Annotated in this window: 11 protein-coding genes; 2 read left to right on the top strand and 9 right to left on the bottom strand. The window is 51.4% G+C overall.

Annotation, left to right across the window (positions count from 1 at the left end; genetic code table 11):
• Positions 1 to 59: 59 nt before the first annotated feature.
• The 8 genes from KJW29_RS32750 to KJW29_RS32715 form a co-directional block, all read right to left on the bottom strand.
• The gene (locus KJW29_RS32750; protein WP_214627758.1) at positions 60 to 1,826 is read right to left on the bottom strand and encodes a hypothetical protein; all 1,767 of its coding nucleotides are present in this window, start codon (positions 1,824 to 1,826) and stop codon (positions 60 to 62) included.
• Positions 1,736 to 3,766 (bottom strand): hypothetical protein, encoded by a 2,031-nt coding sequence (locus KJW29_RS32745; RefSeq protein WP_214627757.1) that lies wholly within the window; start codon positions 3,764 to 3,766, stop codon positions 1,736 to 1,738. The genes KJW29_RS32750 and KJW29_RS32745 overlap by 91 nt, the downstream gene beginning before the upstream one ends.
• Positions 3,767 to 3,867: 101 nt before the next feature.
• A complete protein-coding gene (locus KJW29_RS32740; RefSeq protein WP_214627756.1) occupies positions 3,868 to 9,837 on the bottom strand; it encodes an S-layer homology domain-containing protein in 5,970 nt (1,989 codons plus the stop codon).
• Positions 9,838 to 9,935: 98 nt separating this feature from the next.
• Complete coding sequence (locus KJW29_RS32735) at positions 9,936 to 11,825, bottom strand: MGH1-like glycoside hydrolase domain-containing protein (protein ID WP_214627755.1); 1,890 nt, start codon at positions 11,823 to 11,825, stop codon at positions 9,936 to 9,938.
• A 5-nt stretch (positions 11,826 to 11,830) separates the two neighbouring features.
• On the bottom strand, positions 11,831 to 14,545 hold the full coding sequence (locus KJW29_RS32730) for an alpha-mannosidase (RefSeq protein WP_214627754.1): 2,715 nt from the start codon (positions 14,543 to 14,545) through the stop codon (positions 11,831 to 11,833).
• 24 nt (positions 14,546 to 14,569) lie between these two features.
• Positions 14,570 to 15,391 (bottom strand): carbohydrate ABC transporter permease, encoded by an 822-nt coding sequence (locus tag KJW29_RS32725; RefSeq protein ID WP_214627753.1) that lies wholly within the window; start codon positions 15,389 to 15,391, stop codon positions 14,570 to 14,572.
• A 5-nt stretch (positions 15,392 to 15,396) separates the two neighbouring features.
• The gene (locus tag KJW29_RS32720) at positions 15,397 to 16,281 is read right to left on the bottom strand and encodes a carbohydrate ABC transporter permease (protein ID WP_214627752.1); all 885 of its coding nucleotides are present in this window, start codon (positions 16,279 to 16,281) and stop codon (positions 15,397 to 15,399) included.
• An 83-nt stretch (positions 16,282 to 16,364) separates the two neighbouring features.
• Complete coding sequence (locus KJW29_RS32715; protein ID WP_214627751.1) at positions 16,365 to 17,795, bottom strand: ABC transporter substrate-binding protein; 1,431 nt, start codon at positions 17,793 to 17,795, stop codon at positions 16,365 to 16,367.
• Between the two features lie 318 nt (positions 17,796 to 18,113).
• On the opposite strand from KJW29_RS32715, the gene KJW29_RS32710 reads away from it, so the two are divergent.
• Together KJW29_RS32710 and KJW29_RS32705 are read left to right on the top strand one after the other, a co-directional pair.
• Positions 18,114 to 19,130, top strand: a complete 1,017-nt coding sequence (locus KJW29_RS32710; RefSeq protein WP_087569073.1) for a LacI family DNA-binding transcriptional regulator — start codon at positions 18,114 to 18,116, stop codon at positions 19,128 to 19,130.
• 24 nt (positions 19,131 to 19,154) lie between these two features.
• Positions 19,155 to 19,646 carry an LURP-one-related/scramblase family protein gene (locus tag KJW29_RS32705; protein WP_187103754.1) on the top strand — a complete coding sequence of 164 codons (492 nt, stop codon included), beginning with the start codon at positions 19,155 to 19,157 and terminating at the stop codon, positions 19,644 to 19,646.
• A gap of 72 nt (positions 19,647 to 19,718) precedes the next feature.
• Here KJW29_RS32705 and KJW29_RS32700 read toward each other — a convergent pair whose 3' ends face one another.
• Positions 19,719 to 20,036: a winged helix-turn-helix transcriptional regulator gene (locus tag KJW29_RS32700; RefSeq protein ID WP_187103753.1), complete on the bottom strand. Its 318-nt coding sequence runs from the start codon at positions 20,034 to 20,036 to the stop codon at positions 19,719 to 19,721.
• Between the last annotated feature and the right edge of the window lie 88 nt (positions 20,037 to 20,124).

Genomic DNA, 20,124 nt, shown 5'->3' with positions numbered 1-20,124 from the left:
GATAGGAAAGTTCTCGGCACTTGCCCGTCGGGATACAGCCGCTTCTCTCGATTGTGTGTCTATTTAATTTCCACAGTAACCGTAGTACCGGCAGTATGAGAATAATTGAACTGTCTTCCCGCACCGTTAGCCGTTGAGGAAACCAATGATCCATTTACATATACCTGATTGGATCCGAACGCACTGGTTGTCTTATAAGTGACCGAGCCGGCAACCGTAGAACTTGCCGTAAATTCCAGTTCCGAACCGCTGTTCACCGTAACCACAATATTCGACTTGGCACCGGAAACCGGCGTAACTTGTAAAGGGTATGGGGATAATGTCCCTTGCGTTCCCGATACCGCAAATGGTGCCGGCAAGATTGAAGCCGCCGCGCTCTCTGCTTCAATATAATTTTTGTAAGCCGTATGAAAATCGCCGGCATTATAGGCTGTATTTCCTGCAGTCAACTTCGTTGTAGCCAGCGCGTCGCCTGGAAGAAGCGTGAACGAATTTTTTAAACGAACAGCGTCACGCTCGGCAGCAATCGTCAAATTTTTTCTGCGTTGATTGACTAAAGTAGCGATGCGGATCGGGTCCCCGGAAAAAGCGCTCACTTTATCGTTAAAAGCAGTGAAGCCCGCGGTGTAATACGGACTGGATATGCTCATGACATTGTAAAGCGTTACATATCTGAGGCCCAGCATAAATGAACCGGCCATATTTTTGTCATAGTCGTCCAGCGGCAATCCGCTGTGCTCCTGGTTCAAGTTGGCGGTTCGCCCGACATTGCTGATGATTCGCTGCGCATGGGAGTAGTCGTGACTCAGAAAGTAACTTTCGATCCCGGTTGCCGCTTCGTTCACGACCGCAGCCTCATAGCCGGAATGATAAATATCAAATAAGGGATACGTCGGATGAGTCGGATTTTGCGTGAACAGATTATGTTTGACCCCATCAGTCGCGTAAGTAATCGTATTGTTGTTAATCTTCGTGACCGGTTTATAGAGGCCCCTATTGATGTTGCCATATATAAACTGGTTGTAGTTATTCAGATTGGTCTGCCACCACTGTTTCATCGTATCCCAGTTGCCGGTGTACGGGTCCAGGGTAACGCCGTCCGCACTGGCTTGCGCGACGGCATCCGGTCCGAAATCGCCGGAACCTCGTACGCGCATATTCCCGCTGTTGACGGACGCATACCCAAGTGTCGGATCCGAATCCGTGTCCATCTGATAGGCCCAGTAAGCCGGTTCGTTGTCGCCCGATACGCTCAGCAACAGGTTGTCCTGATTACTGTTCGCCAAATCGAGTATGTTCTTGTTTAATTGATCCGTGCTTAATCCAAGCCGATCCTTCTTGAATCGGTTCAAGGTGCCGGAAGCGGGGCTCGTGAATCCGCCGTTATTGAATGTAAGCCATGAGGTATTGCTCCAGATATTTGGAATTGTCCTTCCATAATGCGAATCCGTTGCGTAATTCAGCGACTGCGTCAGCAAATTCATGTTCGGATCGCTGTAATTATCCGTGCCGCTGAACAGGATCTGATCATAGAGGATGGAATTGTATGGGCTGTTCGGCGTCCCGCCCCAAGTCGAGTTCAGATATAGATTGACGGGAATTCCGGCGATTTTCGCTACTCCCATAATATAATCGATATCGGTTTGCACGTTTAACGTATTTTTGGCATACCATTCTTCTAACGAAAAACCCGGTTTTATTGAATTGCCTCCAAGATAATTGTCGGATCGGGTAATTACATTGTTCTTAATGACATCGACCTGTTCCGGAAAACGTTGAGTTGTGGAATTCTCGCTGGCACGGCCGAGCAAGGGCGAGAAATACATGGGAACATCATACCTCGCCGCATAGGTGTCGAAGCCGGCATAGTTCCACATTTTTCGATGTATGCATGATTAACCGAACCGGTCAATTGATTGACAACTTTGACCGAAATCGAGCTTCCGGCGTACAACTGCGGCAAATCCACAAAATGCGTAAGCGCGCCTATTCCGCGATCATACAGATTTCGTGTCTTGAACAGCGGGTTGTGGGAACTTTTGAAAGACAGCGTCTGTCCGCTTTGCATCGAACGGTTCGTATACAAAGCGCCGCGCTTGTACGTGCTCGTCGGATAAAAACCCAGCACGAATCGTTTGGACGAATCGAACGTTTTTACAGTTTTCAATTCAAAATAGTAGGTTCTCCCTGGATAGACAAGCACTTTTTGCGGAAACACGAAGGTAGCCCAGTTATACCCGCCCGGCACCTCGTCGGGGGAAAGAACGGCTTGGCCGATGACATCCGTATTCCAAGGCTGCGTAGCCAGATAAGAGCTGTCGCTTGTCGTCGGCGTATCGTAAAGCGTCAACACCAAAGCATTATCCGCCGGAATCGAACCCGCCTTCTCCACTTGCAGGGCGATGGCCTGCAGTTCCGTCGTGTTTCCAACGGCAAAGGTTTGACCGGGAGGCGTCGAATTGTCAACATCAAGCGCGGCAAATCCGCTGCCGGTCGACAATTGATCGATACCGCCGACTTGTTGCCCGTCAACCTGTATATCGTATGAGGTAGGAATATTCGGACCGGTTTTGAAGGATAACGTTTTTCCGCTTACCGCGGATCCGCCCGAGTAGAGCGTACCGCCCGCATAGGAGCTGGTGTTGTAACCATAAAGAACGTACCGGTTATTCGCATCAAACGGTTTGCTCGTCGTAAACTCCATGTAATACCGATTGCCCGGAAGCACGCCGACATCCTCGGCAAAGTTGAAAATCTCCCATGCGTAACCGCCCTGAACGGATTGAGCCAACAAAGTGCTTTGAGCAAGCTGTTGATGCTTATAGGGAGAATCCCACAAGGTCAATGTCAGGTTCATGCTTGCGGAGGTTTGGACAAGTCCGACTTTCTCAATCTGAACCGCAATAGAAGGAATGTAAGTCGTGTTAGGGCCGGTCGTAAACGTTTGACCGGTCACATTCACATCAATGGGAATGCCGCTGCTGCCCGAACCCGTCTGATCCGGATTGTTTAACACCTTACGATAATTCGCCGAACCGACTGGATGGATCTCCCGGATCGCGAGCGTTCCGTAACGATTCGAGTTGTTGGCCATGTTGACGCTGAACCAATCTCCCGCATTGCTGCCGGTATTTCGGTAATTATAGGTGTCGGCTATTTTTCCGATGCTTTCATTGTAAGTACCCGTCCCACCGCCATTAGATGAAAGCCCATGGCTCGTTTCGCTACCGCTATTGCCAAAATCAACGGTATCCAGCACACTGGCAGTCGAGTCTGTTACGGCAGCCGTATAGATCCAATGATTATTTGGCGCCGACGCATCGTTGTAATTATTTACAATTTCATATTGAATCAAATGGTTGCCATCTTTGGTCGGGGTCCAGGTCCAAGTCAAATATCTTAAACTCCAAGCCTGGCCCGATGCGTTCACCGCCATATTGAATCCGCCCCCTGGCGGGGTAATTTGCTGCGAGCTGATGTAATCGCCGTCAATATAGAGTTTCACGGTAATGTTCTGACCGGCGGGTGTAGGCGAATCCCCATTATTCCCGATCTGCGTGGTTAAGGTCTTGGATGTTCCGACTGTACCGGTTCCAGACTTCACGACCGTCGTATCTACCGAGGATACCGTCGTATTAACGAATAATTCGATGCCGCTCGCCATAGCTTCACTCTTGCTCGCAGGGTAGACAAAGGATGTGAGGATTAGAACCGCAATCATAACAACTGTCCATGATTTGACTAACAACCTGGATCCTTCCATCATGAAACCTCCTTAAGTTTTGTCATTTAGTGTGAGACGGATGCCCCGACTTAGGCTGCTATATACCAGAGTCGGAGCACAACGTCACATAGGGCATTTCCCGTTTAGAAATCGATTGTCAATTCGTTGAATTTAACGGAAACGATGCCTCCCCAATCAAATGCGGTTTCAGCAATGACCAGTTTCACATACGCGGTTTTTTTCTGTTGGACAAATGACGTGAAATCCAGTCCGGTTATGCCGCCTGTAAGTTCTCCCACAAATTCATTTGCGTTCTCTGCGCTGTCACCGACATATACGCTGATTTTTGAACCGAATACGCCCGCTCTGACCGCGATCTCGCCCTTCAGACTCAGAAATGCGTCGCCCGCGCTATCCAGTTTGTATATAACGGTGGCTTGCTCATGTATGGGCCAAGTATTGTCTGGGCCGCCCTGCCCCTTGTAAAAACCGCGAATCGCCGGAACGAATACGCCTCCGGCCGCTTCCACGTTACCGTATATCGCCTTATCTGCGACAACGACAACCTCGCTCGTCGGAACTTTGTACGTTTCATTCGCCTCTAACGTGCGGCACACCGATTCGTTCGAACAGGAGGCCGCCTGATCAAACCGGCTTTCGTAGATCGTTCGGACATTGGCAACCGTCAGCGCCAATTTCCGTTCAATCACGGTTTCGCCTTGCGTCGCCCTAACAGTCAATTCGGTTGTTCCCGCAGTCACTCCGGTAACGATACCTTCATCCGAAACGGTGGCCACCGATACGTCGCTGCTGGTCATATCGATCTTGAGCAGCTGCAGGTTCATTTCCACCGCTTGGTCGTTGTAGGCTTTGATGGCAATGGCGATCGTATCGTTCGCGCCGATCACATTCTTGTCAAGAACGGCTTCCAATTCGGAGAGCTTGTTGGAAGCAATCTCCACAGCCAGCGTATTGGACTTGACGACATTGCCTCCGATTGAAACATAGGCTTGAACGGTCGCTGTTCCCGGTTGTTTCAGCTTCAAACCGCCTCCGGACACTTCCGCCAGATCGGAATCGCCAATGATATAGGCGATCTTGGCATCCTTCAAGTACACAGGGTCGCCATTGCTGTACCTAGCTTCGATCGTAAGCGGAATGGACTGCCCGGCGAACAGCGTACCGTCAGGAAGGCTGATCACGGCGGAATCCAGTTCGCGCAATTCCGCTTTCTTTTTGATTTTGACATCATTCAAGCTGGCCCACGTGTCATTGGAAGCTGTTCGAAGCTCGACCTTAACGTAAACCGTTGTCAGCCCCGCCACATCATCCGTCAATCGAATTGCGCGGGCGAGGGTGAAGTTTCCTTCTTCCCCGCCGGGCTCGATTCCGCCGACTTCAGTCCAATCCATCAAGTCATGACTGATTGCCCATTTGACGCTTTGCGGGTCCGGATTCCCCATGATCGCCCTGCCGCTGTATTCGATCGCCAGCTCGGACATTGGCGTTCCGCTGTCGATCCTCCATACGATGCTGCCGGCTTCCGATATATTATCCGGTCTGACCACTTTGTCCGCATAATTGGCATCCAAAGGCACAGTGCGGACGTTGTCAACGGAAAATGCGCGTTCCATCCAATCTCCGTCCGCAAGCTCGAACGTTTCGGCGACGAGCGTATCGTACACTTCGGCGATTTTAAGTGCCCTGACAGGACTGCCCTCATACGTGTACGGACTATAAGTGACCGTAACCTGATCCCCGATTTCGAAGCCCAAGTCGTCCAGATCGGCGGTCAGAATGCCGCTCCCCGTCGCTTTAGGCGAATCAAACACCGCATCCGCCCCAATTTCGAACTCGTGTAGTCCATCCAATTCGATCGCGGCATTGCTCGGCACTCCCCGAATGGAGATCGGCCGAATGTCCGTAACGGTGCCGAACATCTGGCCATAATAAGCGCGAACATGGACGGCCTCGTTATTCTCGTTCGTCGTGATCCTCAGCAATTCCCCATCGTTTAATATCTCGATAGGTACTTCTTCAAGTTCGCTCTCCTCCGCACCGGCCGCTCCTCTTTCGATAACGGCGTCATCCGCAAGCTTCAGCTCTACGAAGTTGACGTATTCTCCGATTTCCGGGTCTTGCGATTCCAAATAAATGTATCCTTTTGGCGTCGGCTTGTTTAAATTCTTGTTCTTGCTGACAAATGCAGCCTCAAAAGACTCGGGATACCGTTTCCCGCTTTCGGCAAACGCCGTCAGCGTAAATACCGCTTTTCCTCCGACAGCCAGAACTGCCCCGGAATCTCCCGCCGTCGTCGCTTGAATCGTATAGAGACCGCCATCATCGGAAACGGCTTTGTAATATTGTCCGTTCACGAGACCGGACAACGTAACTGTCGAATCCCGTACAACCTCTGCCTTCAATGAGAATCGCGTTTCTTCATCGGCTTCGTAGAGAACAATATCGGCGAAACGCTGACTGTCCCCGAGATCGATTTCAATCGGGAACTTGCCGAGCTTGCCTCCTCCCTTAACCGTATATTTTGCCGGCAAGGTCTCGGAAAGCTCGCGGATTAGCCGATCGTATGCTGTCCGATACTTCCCCGCGCGGTAGAGAGCCGATATGGATTGGTAAGTCTCATTTTCACCCGATTTGATCCGATACGTGTTCATTAGCCGCTCGACATCCGCCCGGTAGCTGATCCATAAATTCCGAAGGCGCATCTGATCGACCGTGTAGACGGTACCATCCGAATGTCCGGTTTGTTTATCCCACGGCAGAAATGCTTCGAATGCCCAGATGGAGGTCCAGCTGTACAAACTGGACGGCAACCCCGGAGAAAACAACCTCAGCTCGACATAAGCAACATCCGCATCGCGATCGATATGATCGCTAACCTCCACCACTTCCGAGTTGAAATTTTTTAATGTCGCCGCCAGTGTCAGGTTGTCCGCCTCTGGCCCGGCCCAAACTTCGACCCGGTTATCGGCATTCAGCGAACTCAGTGCCCGTCCTTCCACTTTCACGGTCAGACCGGAAGCGAACGAATCGCCATCGTTGTCCAGTCTGAAGGTCAGACGACCGCCAGCGACGTTCCCATTATCGGGAGTCGCTACATATTTTTCGACCAACACTTCTCGCTGAACGCCTTCGACACCGACGAGCATTGCATTTACGGTCAACGAATCCGCAGCTTTGAAATCATATTTTCCAAATGGCTTGTCGTATGCGGGTACAGCGACCAGTGCTGCGCGTTGGCCGTCATAATCGTCAATCAACTGGCGATCGCCCGCATGATAGTTGTACACGTTCACATAGTCGGCTCCGTACATGTACGCTTGTTTCAGCGTATGCATGTCGGTGAGACTGCCTCGTTCCGCATTTACGTCCGCGTATTTGCCCCGAGCGACGATATAGTCCAGATAGCGGGCATCCAGCTCCCCGGCCCACTCCGCCCCGAAACGGATGTCACTCACCATATGCGTTTCCCAGTGCGCCCTCTTCTCGTCCCAATCGGGATAGTTTGGCGTGGGGAACATATGCGTGTACGCATTCTCTACCAACTGGCTGTCGGGATAGATGATTTGCCCCTGATCGACGACGATGGCATTGTAACCATAGCCTTCCGCAATGGCGCCGGAAAGCGTGCCGATATAAGTCGTAAGATTGTCCGACATCCACAGCTTTTCATCCTGGGACAAGCCATCCTCAGGATTCAAGGCAACGCCGTCGGCAGCCGCGGCAGCTATGGTGTCCGGCCCAAAGTCTCCACCGGCTTCCGGCGACGCATTAAATGCAAAATAAGGCCAATATAATGGTTCGTTTTCGGTAAAAATGACGACGGGCGGCAGCGAACTTCCACTCGCTTTCATTGCCGCCGTCTTGCCGGAAATAAGGCTGGCAACTCCCTTGACCTTGTCGGCGCGCACTTGGTTGTAGTGCGCATTGTTCATCGTCAGCCACGGCGTGTTGGACCATATATTCGGCGTGGTCAATTTCCAGTTGCCTCTGCCGTCGATGTTGAGCGGGTCGTAAACGATCTGATTGTAAGGTATATCCGTCCAGCGGCCGCCCTTGCCGTCAGGTCCGCTCGGCGTGCCTCCCCACCAGGAATTGATGCTGAGATGAATCGGGATGTCGGCATCGCTTGATAGGCGCATTAAATATTCCAGACGACGCTCCAGTTCTTTTTCGCTCCAGTGCATGTAAAGAATTTCGAACCCCAGAGCCGGCTTGTACATATCCATTCCGGCATATTCATCCTTGATATCCTGAACAAGCTGCAAATCCGTCTCATAATCGTCCCATTTGAGCGCCGGCTGAAGCAGTCCGACGGTCATCTGCCGGCCGATCTCTTCGTTCTCGAGCAAACGGTCAAATCGACTGTACGCCCACAGCCGGCTGAAGTGAACGCGCGCATCGCCATAATTACGAAGTTCTACTTCGATCTTGCCTGCGCTTCCGGCAGCGGAAGCGGGCACTTCAATAAAATAATGATTGGGACCTTCCGAAGCTTCTTCATATGTTCTGAAATACAATTCTTCGCCATTGACCAGAACGGTGTAGGCTAATAGCTCATCGGAACGGGTATGAATTTCCTCCAACTCCAGTGTGACTGCACGACCGGGATAAGGATGATCGATTTCAAAAGAGATACTCGATTGCGATTCTTCCAGGTATCGAACGGTATACGCGTCCGCCAGCTCTCCGACTTTGGTGTCGATTTCATCGATTCCCGAGTTGCCTTGCACAATCAAATTTGCTTGTTGTTCATCATTCGTTTGTCCAAAAGCAAAATGGATGACTCGCTCCTGAAGCGCAGGCTCGCCTGGCCCGTTCCCGGAGCCCGGGTTGCCCGCATTCCCCGACCCATCAACCGTTGCTCCGCGAGGGAAATAGACCCCGTCCGCAACCATGATCCGACTGGGCATTTTTTCAAACGTTACGCCGTCAGCCCGTATGTCCGCCTCAACAATCTCTCCGTCTCCCGTCACATCTGCCTTCCCCTCGGCAGTAAAGCGATTCATTCGGACGCCGGGAGACAAGTTGATTTTCGCCGAAGCTCCGTTTTTTGGAACAAGCAGTTGGGCGATCGTGCCTCCCAGGATTTGAACCGTCAACCCTTCCGACTGAATGATGACCGATTCGAAGGTTCCGTCCAGCTTCACACCCGAGTACAAATGCGTTACTGCGATGACCGACCCAGCTTCGGAAATGATACGAACCCGTTGGTCCGGTTTATTGACAACAAGGGAGGCCAGAATGGAACGCATCAAATGAATGCCGTTCTCGCCGCCGCCTTCAATGTGAACGGTCCCTTTGACCGTAACGCCGTCAAGCGTCACATCGCCATCCCCGATGCCCGCGGCAAGGTAGAGATTTCCGTTAATCGTCATATTTCGCAAAGTAACGTCTTCTGTGTTCACTACCAGATTACCGTCGATATTTTCGGAGAAAACGCCGGCTTTATTGACCAATCGACCCATCAACCGATCGGATATCGTCAAAGCCTCGGCTCGGGTCAACAACGATTCAGGCGCGAAATGGCCAGAGGGCAATCCTGTTACCGCTTTCAGCTCTGATAATGCACTTATAGCTTCTGTCGCCCAGCCTGAGATGGTATCGGCATCCTTGAACTTACGGTAAGCTTGCTTGTCCGATGCCTTCGCGCGAAACGCCTTGGCCAGAACAACCGCGGCTTCCTGTCTGCTGATCGGGCTTAACGGCCGAAACTTGCCCTCGCCATCCCCTTGTATGATGCCTGCTCCTATTGCCTTCAGCAGGTCCTCTCGGTACCAGGCTTGCGAGGGAACATCGGCGAGCTCCGCTTCCGGTTTCTCCGTAAACTTGAAGATTCGATTAAGCAAAGCAATGAATTCTGCGCGTCCTATGGGCCGGTTTGGTTTGAATGTACCGTCGGCATAACCGTTAATCAAGCCGTAGTCTTTCCAACTTCGTATAGTGGCCGCCGCCCAATGGGCGTCCTCTGTACTTTGGGTTTCAACCAAAGCCGGCTTCGCTACTGCATCTTCTGCAAAAGCAGTGGATACTGTCGTCCATCCTATTGCTAAGGCTAGCGCGCATGAGACGAGGCGTTTGCTTCTTGTAGCCATACTTCACGCTCCTTAAGTGATCTGGTACAAACGGAAGAATCTTTTATCTCAGTTGCAACGGTCCATTTTTATGAATGAACCGTTGCATCTGCCGCTTTCTAACGGGATTGCTTCGTCATCTCCTCAGGGGATACGGCATAGCCGCGATCCATTAAGGCGATCAGGGCAAGCAAGCCTCCCCAATGGTAGTAGCGGTCGCTGTTTTTTACGTCGCAGCCCTCGCCGGTATCGCCGTTGTAATTTTCATGGACATGCCCGTGCATCGCCCATTCCTTAAGGATGAGTTCGGCCGATTTGTCCGCAAGAAGCCGGGCCGTCTCCGTTTCTCCTTGGTTGCGCAGTCCGAGATAGACTAGCATGTTCATCGGAGCCCATATTCGCCCGCGCCAATATTCCTGATCCGGATAAGCCGGATCATTACGCGAGATGGAAGGCAGTACCCAATCCCCCCAGAACTCCTCCGGGTTTAATAAATGCTCGTCGATCATGCGCTTTACTTGCTCATCGGAAACGTACGGCGTCAGCAATGGATAGAAGTTCGTCGGAGACAAACGTTCGCTGAATGCACCCGTATCGGTCCTCAAATTACGGAAAATGCCCGTTTGCTCATCCCATAGCCGCTGCATGCCCGAACCAAACCGATCCGCCGACCGGCGAAGCGCTTCAGCCCGTTCGCGATCATTGAGAATATCCGCGATCTCCGCCAAGGCGAGACAGTCCCAAATATACAAACCCATCAAACCGGCATCGGCAAGTTTTAGCGTATTTTTGGTTTTATCGAACGGGATTTCGTCGTACATCGGCGAATTATCCAGCCCGGATTCAAGCGCTGCTCCAAACGTGTCGTGGACGCCCGCCGTTTCCCATAAGTTATCCGCTACCGGCGTCATCGGATTGGAGCCCCAGGCCAGCAACCCTTCCTCGATCTGCCGATTATCCGGCCACCAGGCGTTCCAGGCGCATAGCTGCTCGTATACTTCCTCCAAAAACCAACGATCACCGTACTTGCGATAGAGCTGCAGAACAATAAACGAGCCTACCGGCGGTTGCGAGCGATCCCGCGAAATGACCGTTCCCGACCAATCGAAGTTCGGCACGAAGCCGTCAGCCACAGCCGCCCGGGTGATCTCGACCGCATTAGCATAAGCAAGGTCGCGATTGTCCTCCATGCACATGTAAGCGGCAAAGTAGGTATCCCAGCAGAAAAGCTTGTAGCCCTGGTCGTTCCAGATTCGACTTACCGGCGTGACTACCCGTTGATATTTGGGTTCGTAGATTGTATCCCATGCCATGCAGGCTTGCATGGAGGCGTACACATCCGCTGCATCGCCAAATGCCGATCGGCGAGCTTCCGCAATTCCGCGGCGCCGCTGATCGATTAGCGCCTGGATGGCCGCCAACTCGCGCGGCTTGCCGGTTGACAAGCCGACCGTCTCATGGAGCGACAAGGCGATATAGGGTCCGGATGCGGGAACATGATATTCCTCGACGACGGAGCCGGTCGAATAGAGTCTAACGTTCCGATCCGGAAAGACAGCCTCGATGCTACCGTCGTTCGAGTGTTGGACATACCCTTTGCGGTTCCACAGGATGCCGCATTCGGCAATCAGAACAGCTGGCCTGAGCTGGTTGCGCAGCGGAGTGACAAGCAGAAAAAGTTCTCCGTTTTCTACCGCGCTTTCGACACGCAGCTCGATGTCCCGCCATTGCAAGGTCAGCTCGGTATAAGACCCGTCGTAGCTACGCAAACCGGGACGAACGACTTCCTGATCCTTGCCTTGCCGTCCGATCAAGGCTTCCGCCAGATAACCGCCTTCCCGGTATTCCTTGATGCCGAGCTTGATCGCGGCGCTCTCCGGCAGCAGCACATGCGTCAGGACGCTGCGGGTATGCCAGGTGTTCCAGCCGGACGACAAATTCTCTTGCATCTGATCGTATTCGGAGACAGATGCTGCAGTTCGATCCTGACTTATGTAAATGTCCGACATTCGAATCATTCCTTTATCGTGAATTGGATAGTGACAATTTCCTTAGGTTTCAAATCTAAGGTCAGACAACGATCGGTGCCGTCCGTCTCCAACGTCAGCTCACGGCGTACTTCGCCGTTCAGCCCGATTGCATGAGCGCCGAGAATCGGCAGTCGGACGCGGATGGAGCCGCTGGCAGCCGTTTCTCCGAGGTTGACTAACCGAAGTTCGATGCCCTCCCGGTCATCCGGAGCCGGACGCAAGCTGGTGACATGCAATAGCGCATTGTCGATTTCCAACCAACCGCGCTGTCCGCTTTGTCGATATTCCGCTATCGCCGGAACGGCTTCCTCACTTAGATCCGGAATGCGGATACCGCGACTTTGAACCGAAACGGCCTGTTCATCCGCCACGCGCCAAGGCGCGATAGCGCGATCCTGACGATCGACGGTAAGGCCATAATGGAAGGTCAGCACCCTTTGTACTTGTCCTCCCGGAGTCTTGAGTCCGGGGCCGGGACGATTGGTCGTCGCCATCCCGCGATCGCCGCCACCGAGATAGGCAACGCTCCGCAACAAGGTAATCGCCAACGTCCCTTCATCGGCCGCACGGTCGGAAGGAATCCATTCGTATTCATGGAGTCCATGCGCGTTAACGATCGTTCTGGTTTCACCATGGTCGGCAAACACGTAATGCTGGAACGGAAAAGTCGTCGGTTCATTTTCCACCCAGACGTCCATTGGGGGCTGCTGCACGCGGTCCGGCCGTTCCGAAACATCGAACGCGCCTCCGGCCTGAATCGGCCGTTCCCCTTTCTTCATCGGAAACAACAGACGCAAGCGATGGTCAAGCGCGCGGTTATCTACCGTCGTTTGGACCGACGCGGTGCGGCTGCGCGACACAAGCGTCACTTCGGTCCGGATGTCCAGCGCAACCAAATCCGAACTTCTCCTTCTCGCATCCGGTTCCGCCGAGCGCGGTACGAGCAGCTCATAGGAAACGGTCAAACGCTGCCATCCGCGGCCTTCTCCCGATACGCGAATGCTTCGGACCGTCGCAGACGTGAAATGTTCGTTTAGCAGCGGGCGGGAGTACAAATATTCGTCGCCAACGTCGCCGCTGTCCTCGAATCGATGCAGACCACGAAAATGCTCTCCGGTCTCCAAATCGGTCCAGGTCAAGGTTCCGTCGGATTCTGCCGTAATCCGAACGAACCCGTTTTCAATGGAATTGGAGGTCGCCCTCGCCGGGATGTGCGCAAATTCCGGTATTTTTCGCAGTTGAGCGGCAATCGTCTTATAGCCGAGCGGCGGCAAATTGCGAACGAAAATGCGGACTTTATGTCTGTAAGTCTCTCCCTTGCCCAGCGGATACCGCAACGAATCGTTTTCGATCGGACAAACCTTCTCGTATTCGACGATTTCCGCCTCGTACGATTCGCCGGCCTCGTCCGTGACTTTAACGGATCTGTATAGCGTGGCGTCATCCGCGTCAAGTTCGATTTCGGTTAACGCGTCCCTGCGCCAGGGCAACGAATTGAACAGCAGCACCGGATTGCCGCCCGGCGGCAACCACGACAGATCGACTTTGTCGGACATCCGCGCAAGCGTCTCCGTGACCAGTTGCTCGCCGATATGACCGGCTTTGCGGTTACGCGTCTCCATTTCGTCATGGACATCGTCGATGCTGCAGCCGCAGATGCTGTCATGGGGATGATTCTGCAAAACGTATTTCCAGGCTTGCCGGACAAAGGCCGGATGATGCCCGTCCCCGGCTGCGAGCGCCAACGCCTCCAAAGGCTCGACCAATCGTTCCAGCAAATTTTGCACGGTCGCGTTCTGCTGTTTGAGATACACTCTGGCCGAAAGCACGTTCGGAATGATCGTGTTAATTACGCCCCCAAGCGTATGGCTCGTACGTCTGAATTCTCCGCCCAACACCGGAACCTTCGGCAATTCGCCAAAGCAGTCTCGAACGTAGCCTTCAATAGAAGAGAATTTCATCTGAGATTCATTCGGCTTTGTGTTCCATTGGTCGATCATTGCTGTAATATGCCGCTGTGGCTCCATATGATCGAACCCATTCATCAACAGCACATGACCGCTCTTTGCATACGGACCGATATGGCCAATCAACTCTCGCAGCCGCTCCTCGGCCTGCTCCTGGTCGACAGGCAAGTTCATGGCACTCGTATATCCGTACATGTGTGACAGGTGTACGGTCTTGACCCGATGCCCGCTCGGGCTCTCCCATTCGAATTCGGTTGGCACTTGTTCCGGAGTTCCGTTTAAGCCACGCCAGATGAGGGCGTACTCAAACCCGTATTCCTTCAACAGTTGTGGCATTTGAGCAATGTGGCCGAATGTGTCCGGCAAATAGCCGACCTCCAACATCGGTCCAAATGACGAGCCGATTCGCCTCCCTTCCTCCAGATTGCGAATCATGGATTCCCCGCTGACGAGAAACTCGTCCACAAGCACGTACCACGGACCGATGGTCAATCGACCTTCACGAATGAACCGTTCAAGATCCGCCCGACGCTCCGGTCTTATTTCAAGGTAATCCTCCAAGGCTATAACTTGACCGTCGAAATGAAAGCGATATTCCTTGTCTTCGTCCATCGTGCGCAGCAGACGATCGACCAGACCGACAAGCCGAAACCGGAAAGTTTCAAACGGCAAATACCATTCCCTGTCCCAGTGGGTGTGGGCAACTACATGTATCGATTTGTATGTGCTCATATAAACAGTCTTTCCCCCTGCTTCTTATGCTTTTACAGCACCAGATGTCATGCCTTGAACAAAGTATTTCATTGTAAAGGAGAACAATACCATAAGCGGGATCGAGGCGAGCGTCATCCCGGAGAACATCGAGCCGTAAATGATCTGCTGCGGATCCATGAACCGATATAAGCCTACGGTGACGGTTAACATGGATTGATCGGAAAGGACCAGCAACGGCCAGATGAAATCGTTCCATGTCGACAAAATATTCACTAGACCCATCGATAAAAAAATCGGAAACGCAAGCGGCAACACCAACCGGAAAAAGACAACCGGCTCGCTGCCCCCGTCCATTCGGATGCTCTCGGTGAGTTCTCTGGGAATTTCCTCAAAAAAGGTGCGAAACACAAAAATGACGACCAACTGCCCGCTTGCGATATAAGGAAGAATCGCCGCCCATGGACTATTGATCAAATTCAAATTCGTGACCAGAACGAACTGCGGGATGAGCGTAAGAATGCCCGGTATCATTAAGAAAGACAACAATATCATAAACAGAGCAGATTTAAGCGGAAAATCGAATCGCGCGAACACATACGCACTTAGACTGGAAACAGCCAAAACGCCAATGACCGCGCCTCCGGAAACAACTAAAGAATTCTTCAAATACACGCCGATTTTGGATGCTGCATCGATGATAAATTCCACATGCGGGGTCAAAGGAAGTCCAAAATAATTGATCGATAACTGATAATTCGTTTTGAACGCCGTTACGAGCATGAAATACATGGGGAACAATGTGAAAAACAACAATGCGAACAGGAACACAATGACAATGATGCGCGCAAACCTTTGGCTATCCATCTGCGTTACCTCTTTTCCCGCATAAACTTCATATTCAGCAAGGTCAATCCAAGCGTTATCACGAATAGAATGACGCCGATTGCCGAACCGGTTCCGAGCTTTCCGTAAGTAAATGCGTTATTAAACATGTACAGTCCAGGAACCATTGTGTCGTAACCCGGACCGCCCTTGGTCATGATAAGCTGATCGCTGAACTGTTGCGTTCCGCCGATTAATACCAAAACAGTTGTCAATCTGATTTGCGGCAAGATCAATTGCAAGTCCACGGTCCAGAAGATTTTCCATGCAGAGGCGCCGTCTATTCTGGCTGCTTCTCTTAAAGACTCGTCGATATTTTGAAATCCGGCCAAATAGATGAGGAATCCCAGTCCGCTTACCCACGGAAATCCTTTCATCATGATGGACAACATCGCCGTTAATTGGCTATCGCCCAGCCAAATTTTTTGCCAATTTTCCAAACCTAGCAAGCCGAGCATATGATTAAGCATCCCGTTTCCAGGTTCGTAGAAGAAAAGCCAAAACATCGTTGTGACCATGCCCGGAAGCACCATCGGAATCGTGAAGGAAACTTTAAAAAATCCGGCCAATCCGGTATTGCCCAGGTAGTTGATCAGGTACGCCCCTAAGATGGATGCGCCTTGCAGGATGATAATGTTCCACAACAGAAAGGCCAGCAGAATAATAAAACTGCTTCGGAAGATGGGATCCTGCAACAATTCGACATAATTATCCATGCCAGCGAATGTCGGATTCAAATAATTGGTCATGTTCCAGTCCAGAAACGACATTCTGAAAGCTTCTACAGTCGGGTATAACAGGAACAAGCCGACAAAGAAAAAAGTAGGAAATAGACAAGCGTAAAGCCACATATAGCGCATCTTCTTGCTCATGATTGCCTCCCCGGCCGAATCCGGCGCATCCGGCATACAATGCTTCTGCCGATCGCGCCGGAAACGATCCCAAGTTCAAAATATTACTGCGCAGCGTTCCATTCCGGATGATTTTTGACGGCTTCTTCAGCGAACTTCTTCAAGTCTTTTCCAAAGTCCTTCAAGAATTCATCCGCCGTCACCTTGCCCGCCAAAAATTCCTGCTGTTTCTTCAACCATCTGTCTTTTTGCTCCGGCGTGAATTCATGGGCGTGGAAACCCATATTCTCGTCATTGCCAAAGGACTCCACGATGGGCTTCAAAATTTCAGGAACTTCAACGCCCGATACGACCGGAATGAGGTTAAGATCCTCGGCGAGCACCTTGGCTCCTCCATCGGGGGCAGTCAAGTATTGCAAGAATTCAACAGACGCGCCTTCCGCCTTATTGTCTTTTGCATTTCGGCTGACGGCAAAGCTCGGCGTCGAACCGATCTTGTATTTATAGCGGACATCTTGACCGAACTCCGAATAAGCGGTGTCCAGATAAGGCATCGGTGCCACGCCATAATTGACTGGGTAGCTACCTTGCTGATGTTGATTCGGATACCAGCTGCCGTTAAGCACCATCGCGGATTTTCCGTCGTTGAAGATCCCCTCGAACTCCCAGCTGGCGCTGTTGAAGCCTTCATTAAAGAAAGGTTTCAAGTCGTTCATCAGTCGCAAGTATTCTCTCAATTCCGGGCTGTCCTTCGTCACTTTGTCCGCAAGGACGGCTTCTGCCCATTCCTTCGGTTCCACTTTGCCAGAACCGTTCGTATCCAATTCGGCCAAGCGCGATTTCCACAAGTAGCCGAATACGTCAGAAGCCAGCCACCCCAGGTTCCAATCCATGGAATTTTGAATGCTGAACGGGATATAGCCCGCATCCTTTGCTTTCTGCGCGACTTCAAGGAATTCCGAAATAGTGGCTGGTGGCTGCGTAACGCCGATTTCATTGAAAATATCCTTGTTGTAATACAAGTTCACCGTGACGACCTGCGTCGGAATGCCGAACAGGCGGGGGTTATTCGCATCGGTCATATCCGTCGCCGACTCGATCAGCCCGGGAAGGAACGATTCTTTCCATGGCTTGTTCGTGTAAGGGCTGACTTCGTCCAAATAAGGCAGCAGATCGACAATCCAGCCGTTCTTATATGCGTCAGCAAACTTCGAGGTACCGCTTACAACTTCAGGCTCGGAACGAGCGATGAATTGGGCTTGCAGCCAGCTCTCCGATTCCTGCGCCGGAATGTACTTCAAGGTTGCATGATTCCCGGACTTTTCATTGTAACCGGCTACAATCTTTTCGTAGGAGGGCCATGCGTATTCCCCTTGATTATGAACGACTGTAAAGGCAACAGGCGCCGAACTGACGGGCGAAGCGGAGGTCTCGGACGGAGTCGGAGTTCCGCTAGATCCGGAATTCCCGCTGCATGCGGACAAAGTCGTCACGATCAGCGCTAACATCAAACAAACTGTGCTGGACTTCTTCATTGGCTATCATCCCCTTATGAATTGTGTCTCTTGTCAATCTTTTCTTTGTTACCTGGTATGATACTGATCAATTACTGTCGCTCTTTGCTGCCTCTCCTTCTCAATTGATTAAAATGTTAACGTTAACACTGGATTGATCATATCAGCAGCAGAAAGCGTTGTCAATATTCTCAACATAACATTTAGAACAGAAAATTCAAATGATTCTTCTCCCAAAGACTTGTATTTTTACGCCATAACGCATAAGCTTAGTAAAGAAATGCAACACGTTTAAATATAAATGTTAACGATACCAAATATAGATTGGGGCTTCCACGAATGGCTAGTACAATTACCGACGTTGCCAAATTGGCTGGCGTTTCGGCGCAAACGGTTTCCAGAACGATTAACACCCCTGAACTGGTCAGCAAAAAAACGTTGGACAAAGTTCAACGCGCCATCAATGCTCTCGACTATCATCCAAATATAACCGCACGTCTTCTTGTCAACAATAAAGCGCGATCGATTGGTCTTTTTATGCCGTTCTCGAGCGATCAGGTCAAACAAAGTCTGTTTTTTTCCACCCTTTCGGCCACCATCTGCCAGTTTTGTTCTCAGAATAATTTGATTATGCAGATGTTTACGTCCATGTCGCGAGAGGATTCCAGCCAGTTGTTCGTAAAGTTGTTCAAAGAGCGGCAAGTCGGGGGGCTGATCTTAACTTGTCCCTCAGTCAGTAACGAAGAATTAATTTATCTTCTATCAGAGAAAATTCCGTTCATCATAGTCGGTCGGCCAGGTATCCTTACTGCACAAATTCCCTACGTGGATGTTGATAACGTTAAAGCCGGTACAATAGCAGTAGAGCATTTAATACAGTTTGGGCATCGACGGATCGGTTTTCTGAATGGGCCTTCCAATATGACGCTTTCGATCGACCTCCGCGAGGGTGTAACTGCCATTTCCCGATCTTTCCCTGAGCTTGAAATTTTGGAAGCAGAGACGAATTTGACGTTGGAATGCGGCTATATCGAAGCACTAAAACTTTTGCAAACGGAGAACCGCCCTACAGCTATTTTCACTGCGGACGATCTGCTAGCTGTCGGAGTCAAGAAAGCGGCCGACGAATTGAATCTTCGTATTCCCGAAGACCTATCCATCATCAGTGGCGTTCAAAACGGTTGGGGACATATTTTGCCTTATAAATTGACGCATGTGGATACGCAATTTGAAAAATTAGGCGATATTGCAGCCCAGCACATGGCACGCTATATTTTACATGAGGAACCCATTAATCTTTCTACGTTGCTAGAAGTCCGTTTGGTGGAGGGCCAGTCTTGCGGATACGTTTCTTAAAAACGTAGGAAAGGTGGCATGTATATGGAGCTTTATTTCAGCGATCGTTTCTTCAGCGCGGGGACAACGGATATTATGAAAGAGGGCGGGAATTCGGTAGGCAGGATGGATCTGGAGAGCATGCTGACTGCAACATTGTCGATCTATCGGAATGATTCGCGATTAAGTTATTCGGGGAAATTTCGATTTTTCTCCAATAAGTGGGAGGTGCTGGACGGCTCAGGAAACGAGGTCGGCGTGCTTAGAGCCCGCTTCTCCATGTTCAGCAAACGTTACGAATACGATGCCGGGCATCGAGGCGTCTATCAGATTGAGGCTCCCGCCTTCTCGCAGGAATATACGATTCTGGATGAAAGGGAGTCCACGGTCGCTACCTTCCAGAAGGTTAGCAACTGGCTCCAGGCAGGTGCCTTCCGACTCGTTAACCGATCGCCTCAGCTTGACGATTACGAGTTGATCGCGGTCGTCATGGGCGTGCACAACATGCAAAAGCGCGCTCGCAACGCAGCCACTTAATACAAGAGGGCGACGGGCAAGCCTCTTTGCCCCATTATCGCAACAAGACCGCGCGAACTCCGCGCGGTCTTTCTACTCCAGATTATTCGCCTCCATATGCGTCTCTCCCCAGGAACACATAGCGTCCAGAATAGGCTTGAATGACCAGCCATACTCCGTCAACGAATAGATGACTTTGGGCGGCACCTGATCATAGACCGTCCGCTTTACCATGCCGTCGACCTCCAGCTCGCGCAGCTGCTGGGTCAGCATCTTCTGCGTAATATTCGGCATCAGCTTGCGAAGCTCGCTGGTCCGCTTATCCCCTTTGTCCAGATGGCACAAAATAACAACCTTCCACTTTCCCCCGATCACATCGAGCGTCGCCTCGACCGGAATATTGTAAGGCATTTTGATTCCCTCCCTTTCACACTTGGGCAGGGCACTTTTTAGTGCCTACAGCACTTATAAGTACGTACTTACCAAAGCATACTGTTAG

The organism is Paenibacillus agaridevorans, from assembly GCF_018604145.1.
GTDB classification, from domain to species: Bacteria; Bacillota; Bacilli; order Paenibacillales; family Paenibacillaceae; genus Pristimantibacillus; species Pristimantibacillus agaridevorans.
This window is presented reverse-complemented; position numbering and strand designations above follow the sequence as displayed.

What these genes read in the sequence shown, in the direction of transcription:
- KJW29_RS32715 (WP_214627751.1), bottom strand. Translation starts at nt 17,795, where the DNA reads ATGAAGAAGTCCAGCACAGTTTGTTTGATGTTAGCGCTGATCGTGACG.
- KJW29_RS32720 (WP_214627752.1), bottom strand. Translation starts at nt 16,281, where the DNA reads ATGAGCAAGAAGATGCGCTATATGTGGCTTTACGCTTGTCTATTTCCT.
- KJW29_RS32745 (WP_214627757.1), bottom strand. Translation starts at nt 3,766, where the DNA reads ATGATGGAAGGATCCAGGTTGTTAGTCAAATCATGGACAGTTGTTATG.
- KJW29_RS32740 (WP_214627756.1), bottom strand. Translation starts at nt 9,837, where the DNA reads ATGGCTACAAGAAGCAAACGCCTCGTCTCATGCGCGCTAGCCTTAGCA.
- KJW29_RS32735 (WP_214627755.1), bottom strand. Translation starts at nt 11,825, where the DNA reads ATGTCGGACATTTACATAAGTCAGGATCGAACTGCAGCATCTGTCTCC.
- KJW29_RS32750 (WP_214627758.1), bottom strand. Translation starts at nt 1,826, where the DNA reads ATGTATTTCTCGCCCTTGCTCGGCCGTGCCAGCGAGAATTCCACAACT.
- KJW29_RS32705 (WP_187103754.1), top strand. Translation starts at nt 19,155, where the DNA reads ATGGAGCTTTATTTCAGCGATCGTTTCTTCAGCGCGGGGACAACGGAT.
- KJW29_RS32700 (WP_187103753.1), bottom strand. Translation starts at nt 20,036, where the DNA reads ATGCCTTACAATATTCCGGTCGAGGCGACGCTCGATGTGATCGGGGGA.
- KJW29_RS32730 (WP_214627754.1), bottom strand. Translation starts at nt 14,545, where the DNA reads ATGAGCACATACAAATCGATACATGTAGTTGCCCACACCCACTGGGAC.
- KJW29_RS32710 (WP_087569073.1), top strand. Translation starts at nt 18,114, where the DNA reads ATGGCTAGTACAATTACCGACGTTGCCAAATTGGCTGGCGTTTCGGCG.
- KJW29_RS32725 (WP_214627753.1), bottom strand. Translation starts at nt 15,391, where the DNA reads ATGGATAGCCAAAGGTTTGCGCGCATCATTGTCATTGTGTTCCTGTTC.